Source organism: Photobacterium alginatilyticum (assembly GCF_009910675.1).
GTDB lineage: Bacteria > Pseudomonadota > Gammaproteobacteria > Enterobacterales > Vibrionaceae > Photobacterium > Photobacterium alginatilyticum.
On sequence record NZ_RSEJ01000014.1, the window covers coordinates 57548 to 71553 of the forward strand.

The window sequence follows — 14006 nt, forward strand, 5'->3', positions numbered from 1 at the left end:
AAAAGCTCCTTAGTAAGGGCGCTGGTAGGCAGTTTTCACTACGGTGTAGAACTCTTTGGCGTACTGGCCCTGCTCGCGGGGACCAAAGCTTGACTGCTTGCGGCCACCGAACGGGACATGATAGTCCGTACCTGCCGTTGGCAGGTTCACCATGACGCAGCCTGTTTGTGCCTGCTGCTTGAACAAGGCACTGGTTCGCAGGCTCTGGGTGATAATGCCGCCAGTCAGGCCGAAGCGGGTATCGTTGACCGTGGCAATGGCTTCATCCAGATCGGCGACACGAATAACACTGGCCATCGGGGCAAAGACTTCTTCCTGGTTGACGTCCCAGTGGTTCTGGGTGCCAAGGAATAGGGTGGGTGCCATGTAGTAGCCGTCATGTTCCAGGCTGAGCTTTTCGCCGCCGAAAGCCAGTTCGGCACCGTGCTGGCGGGCCTTTTCAATCCAGTCCAGGTTTGACTGCAGCTGGTTGCCATCGACTACCGGCCCCATGAACACCCCGTCTTCGAGGGCATGGCCGATTTTGAGCGTACTCATGCGCTTGATGAGTGCCTCGACATAGGCATCATGGATGCTGTCAACCACTACCAGCCGTGATGAGGCAGTGCATTTCTGGCCGGCGCCGGAGAAGGAACCCATGATGGTTGCCTCGACAGCTGTGTGGATATCGGCATCGTCGGCAACGACCAGGGCGTTCTTGCTGCCCATTTCAAGCTGGCAGCGAACAAAGTTGGGTGCTGTGGCGGCAGCGACCTTACGGCCGGTATCAACCGAGCCGGTGAAGCTGACGGCATTGATTTGATCGGAGTTGATCAGGGTATTGCCAACCTCGGAACCACTGCCAAGCACCAAATTGAAGGTCCCTGCCGGCAGACCCTGGCGGTGAATGATTTCAGTCAGGGCAACGGCACTGGCTGGCGTCAGGTTGGCCGGTTTCCAGATCACGCTGTTGCCGAAGGCCAGTGCCGGGGCAATTTTCCAGGCTGCAGTGGCTGTCGGGAAGTTCCAGGGCGAAATGATAGCCACGACGCCGACGGCTTCCCGGTTGACTTCGACCGAGACACCCGGACGAACAGACTCGGCAATATCACCCATCTGACGCAGCACTTCGGCCGCGTAGTACTGGAAGAACTGACCGGCACGGTAGATTTCTCCGCGCCCCTCGGCAAAGGGCTTGCCTTCTTCGCTCGACAGCAAGGTGCCCAGTTCGTCACAGCGGGCGATCAGCTCGTCGCCAATGGCCTGCAGTACTTTTTGTTTTTGCTCCAGCGGCGTTTTTTCCCACTCGGGCTGTGCCGCTCTGGCGGCATCGATAGCGTGCTGAACCTGCTGCTGGCTGGCCTGGGCAAATTCTCCGAGGTTCTGGCTGATATCAGATGGGTTGATGTTGCTGATAGTCGTTGTGCCTGACTGCCACTCACCGGCAATGTAGAGGGCTTTTTCTGCGTCAAATGTCATGGGACTGTCCTTGAAATAATGCGTGATCTGATCCGGTTTTCCGATCAGCCTTTATATGTAGTGCTAGATCTGTCTGTCATTGGTCACCGACGGCAGCGTAGACGACCAGCTCGACAAGCATCTCTTCCCGTGCCAGTCCGGCAACAACAACGGCGGCACGGTTAGGGTAAGGGGCGTTGAAATAATCGGCGTAAATCTTGTTGACCGTGGCCAGGTCGCTACGGTCGGTCACATAAATCAGTACCTGGAGGACGGCATCGGTCGAGACACCGGCGCACTCCAGGGTGTGGACCAGGTTATCCAGTGTCTGGCGGGTCTGGGCTTCAATTCCGCCCTCGATGACGCAGCCGGACTGATCGATAGGTATCTGTGCGGTGTACAGGGTGCCGTTGTTGACGACGGCCCACTCCAGAGGTGCCTTCGAGGCGAACAGTGATGTAGGAACGGCTTTTTTGGCTGCTGTGACTGACATATCTCACCTGTGATGTAACAAGAATGTTTCAATGTGGTTAAATAATGCACATAATAGGGTGATAAATCGAATGGTTTATTTCTGACACTTGATAAGTTTTTTTTATCAAAAAAGGCGGTGAATTGATCGTGTTGCAGGTATCAATAAGGACAATGATATGGACATGAAGCTACAGCAGCTGAAGCATTTCTCGCTGGTTGTGCAGGAGGGGGGCTTTCGGGCCGCTTCCGCCAAGGCGAACCGGTCTCAGGCGGCGCTGTCGACGTCGGTCAAAGAGCTGGAAAAAATCCTTGGTCAGCCTTTGTTTGAGTCTGGCCATAAAGCCAAACTGACCCCTTATGGCGAGGTCTGTCTTCCGAAAGTTGATCAGTTTCTTCGGTTATATCAGGCGCTGGATAGCGACTTGCGGGCGGCGGCTATCGGCCAGCAGGGGCAGGTTAGGATTGCCTGCGTGCCGTCGGTGGCGGCAAAGCTGATCCCCAAGGTGCTGGCACAGTTCAGTACCAGCTATCCGCAGGTGGAGGTCTCGCTGGTTGATGATAATGCCGCCGGGGTCGAGGCCAGGCTGCTGGCCGGGGAGGTGGATCTGGCACTGGGTAATTGCCTGCATGTCAACGACGAGCGGATTGATTTTACGCCGTTGCTGTCTGATCGGCTGGGGGTGGTGTGCTTGCATGATCACCCCATCGCAGCCATGGCCGACGGGGTGAAGTGGCGCCAGGTCACGGCGTATCCGTTTATCAAGAATGGCACCTGTAAACTGCTGGATCCGACCCCGGCCCGGGTCCTGAGTGAAAGTGCGCTGTATACCGTGGAAAACATAACTTCGTTGTTTTCGGTATTGTCGCTAGGGATTGGGGTCACGACACTGCCCAAACTGGCATTTCCCGAGACAGAAACGCCGCTGGTGTGGCGGCCTCTGATTGACCCTAAAGTCGAGCGCCAGATCGGGATTTTCCGTCTGTTTGACCGCCATATCTCGCCGGCGGCCAATGCCTTCTTTGCCCTGTGCTGCGAGCAACTGCAAGACCGGGAATATGCGCAGTAACGAGTTTGTAGTGAGCTGTCAGGTATAGCGGATACTGTTGACGAACCATTCCTTCTTGCCAGCCGGGGTGTTGACTTCGAATTCGTCGTCGACCTCTTTTTTCAGCAGCGCCCTCGCCATCGGCGAGTCGATGGAGATATAGTCATTGCGGCCATAGATTTCATCCGGACCGACAATGCGGAAGGTTTTGGTTTCGCCGTCATCGTTTTCGATCTCGACCCAGGCACCGAAGAAGACTTTGCCGTCCTGCTGAGGGGAATAGTCAACGACCTGGACGATTTCCAGCCGCTTGCGCAGAAAGCGTACCCGGCGATCAATTTCTCGCAGGCGCTTCTTGTTGTACTGGTAGTCAGCGTTTTCGCTGCGATCGCCCAGGCTGGCAGCCCAGGTGACTTTCTTGGTCACTTCCGGCCGTTCTTCCTTCCACAGGAAGTCTAACTCCTCTCTGAGCCTGGTATACCCCTCGCGCGTGATCAGGTTGGTTTTCATGGTGTGGATCCAAATCTGGTTGTAGGCTGGATAAATCTTCTAACGCTTTGACGGTGAGGTCAATCTTCGCGCTTGAATTGCTGCTGTTTCATCATGTTTCGGCTGCTGGCGGGAAAAGGCGAATAAGCTGGAAAAGAAAGAAGAAAAGAGAAAAGAAAAGGCGAGAGATATTGAAATCCTCTCGCCTTTGGTTGGTAGGGTAACAATCGACCAGATAAACGTTAGTATTTAAATTTGTTTAGCTTATCTTCCACGTCGCTGGTTTGCGTCAGCATTCCCTTTGCCTCATGGCTGGAAGTTTCTGCACTCTGGGCAGCCTTGCCGGTGATATCTGTGATCGTACTGATATTGCGGTTGATATCTTCCGTAACCTGATGCTGCTCCTCGGCCGCGGTTGCAATCTGACAGACCATCTCCTGCATGGTTGAGGTGGTTGCCATCAGCGCCTCAAGCTCCATGACGGCAGTTTTACTGCTTTCGATGCTGTTGCGACTGTAGGTCTGGCCGTTGGAAATAGCTTCAACTGTCAGTTGTATCTGGCTTTGGAAGCGGTCGATCATCTGCTGGATTTCTTCCGTCGAGTTCTGGGTCTTGGAAGCCAACTGGCGTACTTCATCGGCAACAACGGCAAACCCACGACCGTGCTCGCCGGCACGTGCGGCTTCTATTGCGGCATTTAACGCCAGCAAGTTGGTCTGATCGGAAATGCTGCGAATGACCTCGAGAATGCTGCTGATCTGGTGGCTCTGGGTCTCCAGCTCAACAATGGTCTCCGTGGAGCGCTCCATCTCCTCTCCGAGCTGGCTGATCATGTTGGCACTGTCATTGACCACGTCGCTACAGCGTGTAATCGCCTGGTTGGCTTCTTCTACTGAGCTGGCGGTATTGGCCACATTGTTAGCGACCTCGCTGGCAGTACAGGCCATCTCATTGATGGCGGTAGCGACTTGTTCCAGCTCCTGGCGTTGTTGCTGCACGCCCTGGTGCGAGGTTTCGGCGATACCGGCCGAGCGATTGGCAGACAACTTCAGATTTTCTACCGAGCCGGCAATATCGCGGATCATCCCCTGCAATGAGGCCATGAGGGTGTTAAGCCCGTGCATCAGCAAACCGGTTTCGTCTTTTCTGGTGACATCCAGGCGATAGGTCAGATCGCCGCCGGCCTGACCGAGCTGGCGGACGATATCCACCACTTGCTGAATTGGTGTGGAAATCCGCTTGGCCATCAGATAGAGCACAGCAAGGGCAAAGAGGGAGATCACCACGCCTGCAATCAGCTGGCTGTTGAGGAAGTCGCCGAACGAGCTGTTCAGCTCGCGTTGCAGGGCATTGATATCCGCTAGCAGCTCGGCCTTGGGGACCGAGATCCACAGCATCCACGGTGTATCGGTATTGCCGACCCGGATTGGTGTCACCAGGCTGGAGAATTCCTCTGTCGAGTTCCAGACTTGCTTACCGGCCTGGAACTGGGCTTTGCGCTGGCTCCAGTCAGACAGCACCTCACCGAGCGGGGAGACCGGGTTGGTGTCTCCGGCGACCACCCCGCGGTAGGTGATAATGCTGACATGGGAGTTCGGACCGAATTTATCGCGCTGGAGCTTGAGTGCCAGCTCGTTGATAAAGTTGACCGACAAATCGATGCCGAGCATACCGATAGTACGGCCGTTGGCCTTGATTGGGGTGACCAGATTGGCCATCAGCACCTGCTTGCCCTGTACATCATAGGCCCAGGGGTCGATCAGACAGCTGCGCCCGGTTTCCAGCGGGCAGAGATACCATTCGCTGACGCGGGTACCTGTTTTGGTCTGGTCCTGGATATAAAAGCGATCGGAATCTACTGCCGAGGGCTTGAGCTGGTTATCGTTGCCGCGAGTCCAGTAGACGTTGAACTGGCCCTTGCCGTCGATGGACTCATAGGTCGAATCTTTGCCATCCCATGCGTCGGGCTCGAAGGCGATATAGGCCCCCAGGAACTTCTGGTTACCGGCCAGCAGATCACGGACCATCAGCGAGAGGTCTTCGCGGCTCAGTCTGCTTGGCTTGTCAGTCGAGCCAGCCATCCCCGAGACGACACTGGCCATGGCTTCTGCCGAGTTCATCGCTACCGAGAGCTGGTTTTGGATCTGCTCGGAGTGAAACTTGCTGGTTTCTTCCAGCAGCTCGGTCAGCGTACTGTCAGCAAAGTTATAGGTTTTGCTGTGTACCATGTCCTCTAGCTGGCCGGAGTATTTCAGTCCGACCAGAAGCACCGCGACGAGTGAGAAAAACAGGCAGCTGGCAGCGCCGATTATGATTTGATGTCGTATAGACTTGAGTGAAATCATAATGCTATTCCGGCTTTGACGAGGTTGGCGGCATCCTTGGCGATAACTTTATGCATTGCTGTGGTCGGGTGCAGGCCGTCCCAGTACAGGTTGTTGTTCGGTTTGGCAATGACTTTGCCGGTAGCATAGCTGAAGGCTTCACCGGTGACATCGGTGATGGTGACAGCCAGATCGGCATCATGGTACTGGCCGTTTTGCTTTACTTCGTTGATCACCTTGTCAAACGCTGCAAAGGCGTCGAAGTGGAAAATCTCGATGTCCGGATGGCTTGATGCCAGTTGTTCCAGACCGGCTTTGAGTGCCTGGTTGTGCTGGCCGATAAACTGGGTGACTTTGTCTTGCTGGCCGGCAAACCATGGCGCATCGACAAAGTTTGGAATGTTTGCCGCGAGGATTTGTGTGGCCCCTGCGTCAATCAGGGATTCGATATCTTTCAGGGCAAGGGCGGCGGCCTTGTCACCGCTCTGGCCGAGATCGCCAAACAGGGTGAACCATAAATTGTTGGTACCACTCATATAGCTTACCAGCTCGCTGCCGCTGAACTGCCCCTTGTTGTGAATACGTTGCTGAATTTGCAGGCCGCTGTTTGACAGCACATCGAGGCCGGAGTTGGCGGTGAAGCCGTTGGCGGCATCAATATCGAGGAAGCGGCCCGGTCCGGACATGGCTCCACCGGTTGCCCAGTTGGTTCCGGCCAGCGGCTGATCCTGATAGTGGTAGCTGACTTGCTCACCGTCCGGGCCGGTTAATGCCAGGGTGCTTTCAATACGGCCGTGGGCGCGTGTCGGGGCTGGCATATCGAGAAAGGTCGCCAGGTATTCGGTCCAGACCGGTCCGTTGCTGAATCGGCCGTTGACGTTGGGTTCCAATGCCCGGATACCAATATTGCCGGAGGTCGCCTGGTTCATATCGACAGTGATAAGGTGCTTGTTACCCATATCGGACAGGCTGTCGCCGAAGTTTGAGATCGCATTAAAGTCCGCGGCGTGCAGGCTAAGAGGAAAAAGGGCAAGAAGAGCAGGGAATGTAAATTTGTTCATATCGTACTTATCTGTTTGTTTGACGTCGTGGAGGAAGTATTGTCGCTATGTCGCACGGGCATATTTTTCACCCGGATGCAGATAAAAACAGTTGTACTGCATGTTTTATCTGTTCGTATTTGCTCAGTGCAAATAGTTGATTTGCTCGGATTATATGGAAAGCGTTCCTGTTATCAAATTTATCAATGGACAGGGAGGGATATTCCTGACTTATGAGTTAACTTTGACTCGTTATGGGCTAAGAGACGTAATTGACGGTGGAAATTAGATCGAATTCGCACCTTTCCGACGGGATGGTGAACACACGACATACTCTGTAACAATTTGAGGTATGATTTAGCAGCACTGTTCAGCGTCTATCAGCTGTTGTCGAGTAAGATATGAATAGATTTCGATACTATTGTCGATGCAGGTAAGGTGAGATATGCAGGAAAATTACAAGATTCTGGTTGTTGATGATGACATGCGCCTACGCGCACTGTTGGAGCGTTATCTGTCGGAGCAGGGTTTCCAGGTTCGTAGCGTGGCCAACGGTGAACAGATGGATCGCTTGTTATCCCGTGAAACTTTCCACCTGATGGTGCTTGATTTGATGCTGCCGGGTGAAGACGGCCTGTCTATTTGTCGCCGGTTGCGTAATGCCAACAATATGTTGCCTGTCCTGATGCTGACCGCCAAAGGCGATGAAGTTGACCGTATTGTCGGGCTTGAGGTGGGGGCTGATGACTATCTGCCGAAACCGTTTAACCCGCGTGAATTGCTGGCCCGGATCCGTGCTGTGCTGCGTCGTCAGACCATAGAAGCACCCGGTGCGCCGAGTGTCGACAGTAAAATCATTGAGTTCGGTGATTTTCGCCTAAACCTGGGCACCCGTGAGATGTTCCGTGGCGAAGAGTCGATGCCACTGACATCCGGTGAGTTTGCCGTGCTCAAGGCGCTGGTTACCAATGCCCGGGAGCCGATGTCCCGCGACAAGCTGATGAACATGGCCCGCGGCCGTGAGTACTCGGCGATGGAGCGCTCGATTGATGTACAGATTTCCCGTTTGCGCCGGATGGTAGAGGAAGATCCGAGCCGTCCACGCTATATCCAGACAGTGTGGGGGCTAGGGTACGTATTCGTTCCTGACGGTAGCGAGGCCTAAGTGAGGCAACCATGATGCGGATGTCACCGCGCAGTACATTTACCCGTACACTTATTCTTCTGGCTGGCTTGCTGATTGCCAGCCAGATTTTTTCCTATCTGGCAGTCCTGAATTATGCGCTGTTGCCCAGCTTGCAGCAGTTCAACCGTATTCTGGCCTATGAAGTGCGGCTGATGCTGCGCGAGGATGTCGAGTTGGCCGACGGCAAGACCTTCCATCTCGATCCCCCTGTCCGTCGTCAGTTGCTCGAGCAGCTCGGGGTAACACTGCACCTCGAGGACAGCCCTGATCTCAGCGAGTATGAGCAGGCAACCCGAATCGAGTACCTCAGCGAAGAGATGACCCGTGAGCTCGGTGCGCCTACCGAGGTACGGCTGGTGCTGGGCGCCGACAGCTATGTGTTGTGGATGCGGTGCGATGCGATGCCAGGCTACTTTATGCGGATCCCATTGTCGGAGTTGCAGGAAGACGATTTCTCGCCCCTGTTTCACTACAGCCTGATCATTGCGTTTATGGTGATTGCCGGTGGCTGGCTCTTTATCCGGATCCAGAACCGGCCATTGGTTGCGCTGGAGCAGGCGGCGCTTCAGGTGGCCCGTGGTGAAACGCCGCCACACCTGCCGGAAAGAGGGGCATCGGAAATCCGTGCGGTGACCAAGTCGTTTAACCGGATGTCCGAGGGGATCAAGCAACTGGAAGATGACCGGGCACTGTTGCTGGCCGGGGTCAGCCATGACTTGCGCACCCCGCTGACCCGGATCCGTCTGGCGACAGAAATGATGTCGCCGGAAGACGGCTATCTGGCCGAGAGTATGATTAAGGATACCGAGGAGTGTAACGAGATCATCAGCCAGTTTATGGATTACCTGAAGTCGACCAAGCAGCTGGAAGAGGAAGATCTTGATTTGAATCTCCTGCTGCAGGAAGTGGCCGAGGCCGAAGGGGGTTATGAGCGCGAGATTGAACTCGAGCAGGGTGATATTCCCGGTATCGTGCGTGCCAATGGCGTGGCGATCAAACGCTCGATGGCCAACCTGGTTGTCAATGCGATCCGCTACGGCAACGGATGGGTCAAGCTTTCCAGTGGGGTGACCGCTGATCGCAAAATGGCCTGGTTCTGTGTCGAGGATGACGGTCCCGGGATTGAACCGGATCAGGTTGCCAAGATGTTTCAGCCCCTGACCCGGGGGGATTCTGCCCGAGGCAGTGAAGCCGAGGGGACCGGATTGGGTCTGGCTATCGTGCAGCGGATCATCGACCAGCATGAAGGGACAATCATGGTGACCAACCGCAGTGCCGGTGGCCTGAAAGTACAGGTTAGCCTGCCGCTGGTGGTGAGCAAAAAATAGCTAAACCGGCTTTATCCTGAAAGAGCAAACGTCAAAACCAAAGCGAGAGCCAAGAGGCTCTCGCTTTTTATGTGCGTATAGCTTATGTCGTTAGCGACACTTTCTTTGATTATTTTTTCTCTTCCGGTAGTACCAGATTCAGAACGATGGCCGTGATACCGCCTGCCGCCATCCCCGAAGACAAGATGCTTTTCACCCATTCCGGCATGAACTGGAGAATTTCCGGTTTCTGGGCAATGCCCAGGCCCATCGAGAAAGACAGGGCCATGATCAGAATGGCGCGGCGGTCGAGCTCGCAGCGGGAAATAATGCGGACCCCTGAGGCGGCAATGGTACCGAACATCACGATGGTTGCGCCGCCCAGCACGGGTTCAGGGATCAGCTGAACCAGATTGGCGACGCCCGGGAACAGCCCGAGCAGTACCAGCATACCGGCAACGAAGTAACCGATATAGCGGCTGGCGACACCGGTCAGCTGGATGATGCCGTTGTTCTGGCTGAAGGTCGAATTCGGGAAACTGTTTAATACCGAGGCCAGTGCCGAGTTGATACCGTCGGCAAGTACCCCGCCTTTAATGCGTTTCATGTAGACCGGTCCGGCTACAGGTTGCTCGGAGGTTTCCGAGGTGGCGGTAATATCGCCGATGGCTTCTAGTGACGTGATGGCAAAGACGATTACAAGCGGGATCAGCAGCGACCAGTCAAACCCCAAGCCGTATTGCATCGGCAGCGGGATGGCTATCAGGTCGGTATCGGCGGCGCGCGAGGTATCGATCATGCCGGTCAGCCATGCCAGCACGGTGCCGGCAGCCATCGCGATAACAATCGATGAAACACGCAGATATGGGTTCTTGACCCGGTTGAGCAGTACGATCAATCCCAGAACAGTGCCGGCCAGCATCAGGTTGTCGAGGCTACCGAAGCTGCCGTTTTCAATTGCGGCGTAGCCACCGCCCATTGACGTCAGGCCAATCTGGATCAGGGTCAGGCCAATCAGAGTCACCACGATACCGGAGACCAGCGGGGTGATCACGCGCTGGGCATGCTGAAGAACCCGGGAGATAAAGACCTCAGTCAGCGAGGCAACCAGGATAGTACCGAAAATGGCGGCCATCATGGTTGGGATATCGGCTCCGCCGGCTTTGAGCGCCAGGCCGGCACCAATAATCGGGCCAAGGAAGTTGAAACTGGTACCCTGAATCGACAGCAGACCGGAGCCGACAGGACCAAAGGTACGGATCTGGATGAACGAAGCCAGCCCTGAGGCAAACAGGGACATGCTGACGATGGTATTGGTATCGCTGGCCGGTACGCCCAGAGCCTGACAGATGATCAGCGACGGGGTGATCACGGCAACAAACATGGCTAGCAAGTGCTGGGTGGCGGCAAACAGGGTTTGTGGCAGTGGCGGCCTGTCTTCCAGACGGTAGATCAGATCAGAATTACGTGGTGTTTCGATGTCGCTATGCTGGCGGGTCATGGCCGTTTTTCCTTGGACTTACTTCGGTATCCCTTTGCGATGCGCTGAATGGGCACGGCGTTGTGAAAGCTGGTTATATCTGTGATTGCTGTTACTCAGATCCAAGCTGACACCGGGCGAAGTGAAAGTGGGTGAAATTTGTGCGCTATTTTAATTATCTTTCTGTAAATAGCAAACGTTTGCGTGCTTTGTTTAAGATTATTTTTGCTTGCATCGGAAATACACAGCGGAAGGATGAAAACGTAAGAAATGTGCCAGAGGTGTTATTTATCCTGGGCTGCCAAGATCACACTACGGAATTATAGTATCAGCCAAGCGATTGCTATCAGCCAGAAAGGTGTTTTTTTACCTTCTCTGGCTGAATTGCCGTATTGGTTAGGCGTTTGAGTAGTTCTCGCGTTGTCCCAGCCAGCGATCAATGATGGCCTTGGCGTTGTCCGGGTAGCGGTCGTGGACATAGCGGGCCAGCTTCTGCACCTGGGGGATCAGATGTTGGTCACGAACCAGATCGGCAATTTTGAATTCGGCGATACCGGTCTGCTTGGTACCTAGCAGCTCTCCGGGCCCGCGAATTTCCAGATCGCGCTGGGCAATCACGAAACCGTCGCTGCTTTCTCGCAGAACGCCGAGGCGTTTCTGGGCGGTCTTTGACAGCGGGGCGTGATAGAGCAGGACACAATGGCTGGCAACACTGCCCCGGCCGACCCGTCCTCGCAGCTGGTGGAGCTGCGCCAGACCGAGCCGCTCAGGGTTTTCGATGATCATCAGGCTGGCGTTGGGCACGTCTACCCCGACCTCTATGACGGTGGTGGCAACCAGCAGGTGCAGCTCGCCGTCCTTGAAGCGCTTCATGATTTCTTGTTTTTCAGCCGGTTTCATCCGGCCATGTACGAGCCCGATATTGAGTTCGGGAAGCTGCGCGGTGAGCTCGTCGGCGGTGTCGGAAGCGGCCTGTGCCTCTAGCACCTCGGACTCATCAATCAGGGTACAGACCCAGTAGGCCTGCCGGCCTTCGTTGAGGCAGGCCGAGCGGATGCGTTCGATAATTTCTGCCCGGCGCGAATCGGGCAGGGCGACGGTCTGGATCGGGGTCCGGCCCGGCGGCAGCTCGTCAATCACCGAGGTTTCGAGATCGGCATAGGCGGTCATGGCCAGGGTACGGGGAATCGGGGTCGCGGTCATGATCAACTGGTGCGGGTAGCGACCCTCATTGGCCCCTTTCTCGCGCAGCTCCAGGCGCTGGTGGACACCGAATCTGTGCTGTTCATCGATAATTACCAGCGCGAGGTTGTTAAATACCACCTGCTCCTGAAACAGGGCGTGGGTGCCGACTACCATTTTGGCTTCACCGCTTTCGATGCGGGCCAGTTCGGTATCCCTTGCCTTGCCCTTGAGCTTGCCGGCCAGCCAGCCGACCTCGATATCCATCGGGTTGAGCCAGTTGGCAAAGTTGATTGCGTGCTGCTCGGCCAGCAGTTCGGTCGGGGCCATAAGGGCAACCTGATAGCCGTGTTCAATGGCGCGCAGCGCTGCCAATGCCGCCACCAGCGTCTTGCCCGATCCGACATCGCCCTGTACCAGCCTCATCATCGGGTGCGGTTTGGCCAGATCCGTCTCGATATCGGCAACAACCCTTTGTTGGGCCCCGGTCGGGCTGAATGGCAGGCTATCAAGAAGCCGGGTTTTCAAGCTATCGGAGGCGGTTAGCGGCCAGGCTTCGTGCTGCTGGCTTTTGCTGCGCACCGCCAGCATCGACAGGTTTTGTGCCAGCAGCTCTTCGAGGATCAACCGGTGCTGGGCCGGATGCCTGCCTTCCTCTAGCTGATCGAGGGAGACGTCCGGGGTCGGACGGTGCATGACGTGCAGTGCCTGGGCCAGCGTCATCTGGCGATCGTACAAGCCATCAGGTAATAGCTCGCTGACGGCGGCCTTGTCGAGCAGGCGGAGGGCCTGATCGGTCAGGTTACGCAGGGTTAGCTGGCGCAGGCCGTCGGTAGTCGGGTAGACCGGGGTGAGGGTTTCCTCGACGCTGAGCTCGGTCGGTTCGGAGAAGACCTTGTAATCCGGGTGGATGATTTCCAACCCGAATTTACCGCGCTTTAACTCGCCGTAGGCTTTGACCTGCTTGCCTTCACTGAGGCTGTTTTTCATCGCCGCATTGAAGTTGAAAAAGCGCAGGGTCGCCGAGCCGCTGCTGTCGCTGATTTTTACCGTCAGCATCCGCCGTTTGCCAAAGCTGATATTGCTGTTTAGCACTTCGCCCTGAATAGTCAGGTACTGGCCTGGCATGGCACTGGCTATCGGCCAAATCCGGGTTCGGTCTTCATAACGGAGCGGCAGGTGAAAAAGCAGATCCTGGACGGTGTTCAGGCCTATTTTTTCCAGCTTTTCTGCCATTTTGGCACCAACACCGGACAGTTCGGTCAGGGCTATGGTATCAAGTAGTTTTCCGCTCATCACTTATCCCGATTGTGGCTGTTATTTGGCTTTTTTCTTTGGTTCGGTGGCCTGCATGATGCTCCACCACTGGTCATCAGCGGCAATTTGTCCCTGCTCGTCGAGTGGCGGGTACGCTAGCCCTTTGCGGCGGGCGACTTTAGCCAGTACCGGATGGCCACGCTCGAACAGGATCCGGTGAACGACTTCATCAGGCAGTTGGGTTTTCTCCAGATCGTACATACCGGCATTCTGGCGCTGGCGCTGGGCCTCATACAGGATCAGGGCGCTGGCCACCGAGACATTCAGTGACTGTACCATACCGACCATCGGAATGATGATGTCCTGATCAGCAAGGGCGAGGGCTTCAGCCGTGATCCCATTTTTCTCGCCGCCGAGGATGATGGCGGTAGGTTTGGTGTAATCCACCTCACGAAAGTCAATCGCGGTATCCGACAGGTTGGTTGCCAGCACCTGCATGCCTTGCTCTTTCAGTGTACTGACGGCATTGACCATGTTGTCATGGGTTTCGAGTTCGACCCAGTTGCGGGCACCTGCCGAGGTGTGGCTCAGTACGCGCATACCTTCCTTTGGCCACACGGCATGGACTTTATGTACGCCCACGGCATCGGCGGTACGGATAATGGCGGAGACGTTGTTGGGTTTATGCACTTCTTCCATGCATACCGTCAGATCCGGCTGGCGGGTTGCCAGGACAGACTGAATACGTTGAAAACGATCGGGAGTCATAGTGTTCTTTGTCGTT

The 14006-nt window shown here is 55.5% G+C and carries 11 protein-coding genes; 3 read left to right on the forward strand and 8 right to left on the reverse strand.

Going from position 1 to position 14006, the window contains the following annotated elements; all coding sequences use genetic code 11:
- Window positions 1-9: 9 nt before the first annotated feature.
- Both EIZ48_RS14140 and EIZ48_RS14145 read right to left on the reverse strand, forming a co-directional pair.
- The gene (locus EIZ48_RS14140) at window positions 10-1458 is read right to left on the reverse strand and encodes an aldehyde dehydrogenase family protein (protein ID WP_160652546.1); all 1449 of its coding nucleotides are present in this window, start codon (window positions 1456-1458) and stop codon (window positions 10-12) included.
- Window positions 1459-1534: 76 nt separating this feature from the next.
- On the reverse strand, window positions 1535-1930 hold the full coding sequence (locus EIZ48_RS14145) for a RidA family protein (RefSeq protein ID WP_160652549.1): 396 nt from the start codon (window positions 1928-1930) through the stop codon (window positions 1535-1537).
- A 157-nt stretch (window positions 1931-2087) separates the two neighbouring features.
- Between EIZ48_RS14145 and EIZ48_RS14150 the strand changes: the two genes are divergently transcribed.
- Window positions 2088-2978: a LysR family transcriptional regulator gene (locus tag EIZ48_RS14150; RefSeq protein ID WP_160652551.1), complete on the forward strand. Its 891-nt coding sequence runs from the start codon at window positions 2088-2090 to the stop codon at window positions 2976-2978.
- 18 nt (window positions 2979-2996) lie between these two features.
- Here the strand turns inward: EIZ48_RS14150 and greB are convergent, their stop codons facing one another.
- From greB to EIZ48_RS14165, 3 genes are all read right to left on the reverse strand, one after another.
- Window positions 2997-3467, reverse strand: coding sequence for a transcription elongation factor GreB (gene greB, locus EIZ48_RS14155; protein ID WP_160652554.1), 471 nt, complete (start codon window positions 3465-3467; stop codon window positions 2997-2999).
- Window positions 3468-3688: 221 nt separating this feature from the next.
- A complete protein-coding gene (locus tag EIZ48_RS14160; RefSeq protein ID WP_160652557.1) occupies window positions 3689-5791 on the reverse strand; it encodes a methyl-accepting chemotaxis protein in 2103 nt (700 codons plus the stop codon).
- Window positions 5788-6831: an SGNH/GDSL hydrolase family protein gene (locus EIZ48_RS14165; protein WP_160652559.1), complete on the reverse strand. Its 1044-nt coding sequence runs from the start codon at window positions 6829-6831 to the stop codon at window positions 5788-5790. The genes EIZ48_RS14160 and EIZ48_RS14165 overlap by 4 nt, the downstream gene beginning before the upstream one ends.
- 424 nt (window positions 6832-7255) lie before the next feature.
- Here EIZ48_RS14165 and ompR point away from each other — a divergent pair, with 424 nt between their 5' ends.
- Entirely contained in the window at window positions 7256-7975 is a 720-nt protein-coding gene (gene ompR, locus EIZ48_RS14170) for an osmolarity response regulator transcription factor OmpR (protein WP_160652562.1), read from the forward strand.
- A gap of 14 nt (window positions 7976-7989) precedes the next feature.
- On the forward strand, window positions 7990-9324 hold the full coding sequence (envZ, locus tag EIZ48_RS14175) for a two-component system sensor histidine kinase EnvZ (protein ID WP_160652735.1): 1335 nt from the start codon (window positions 7990-7992) through the stop codon (window positions 9322-9324).
- 109 nt (window positions 9325-9433) lie between these two features.
- On the opposite strand, the gene EIZ48_RS14180 is transcribed toward envZ, so the two are convergent.
- The 3 genes from EIZ48_RS14180 to trmH form a co-directional block, all read right to left on the reverse strand.
- On the reverse strand, window positions 9434-10804 hold the full coding sequence (locus EIZ48_RS14180) for a uracil-xanthine permease family protein (protein WP_160652565.1): 1371 nt from the start codon (window positions 10802-10804) through the stop codon (window positions 9434-9436).
- 375 nt (window positions 10805-11179) lie between these two features.
- Window positions 11180-13261 carry an ATP-dependent DNA helicase RecG gene (gene recG, locus EIZ48_RS14185; protein WP_160652568.1) on the reverse strand — a complete coding sequence of 694 codons (2082 nt, stop codon included), beginning with the start codon at window positions 13259-13261 and terminating at the stop codon, window positions 11180-11182.
- A gap of 21 nt (window positions 13262-13282) precedes the next feature.
- Window positions 13283-13990, reverse strand: a complete 708-nt coding sequence (trmH, locus tag EIZ48_RS14190; RefSeq protein ID WP_160652571.1) for a tRNA (guanosine(18)-2'-O)-methyltransferase TrmH — start codon at window positions 13988-13990, stop codon at window positions 13283-13285.
- Between the last annotated feature and the right edge of the window lie 16 nt (window positions 13991-14006).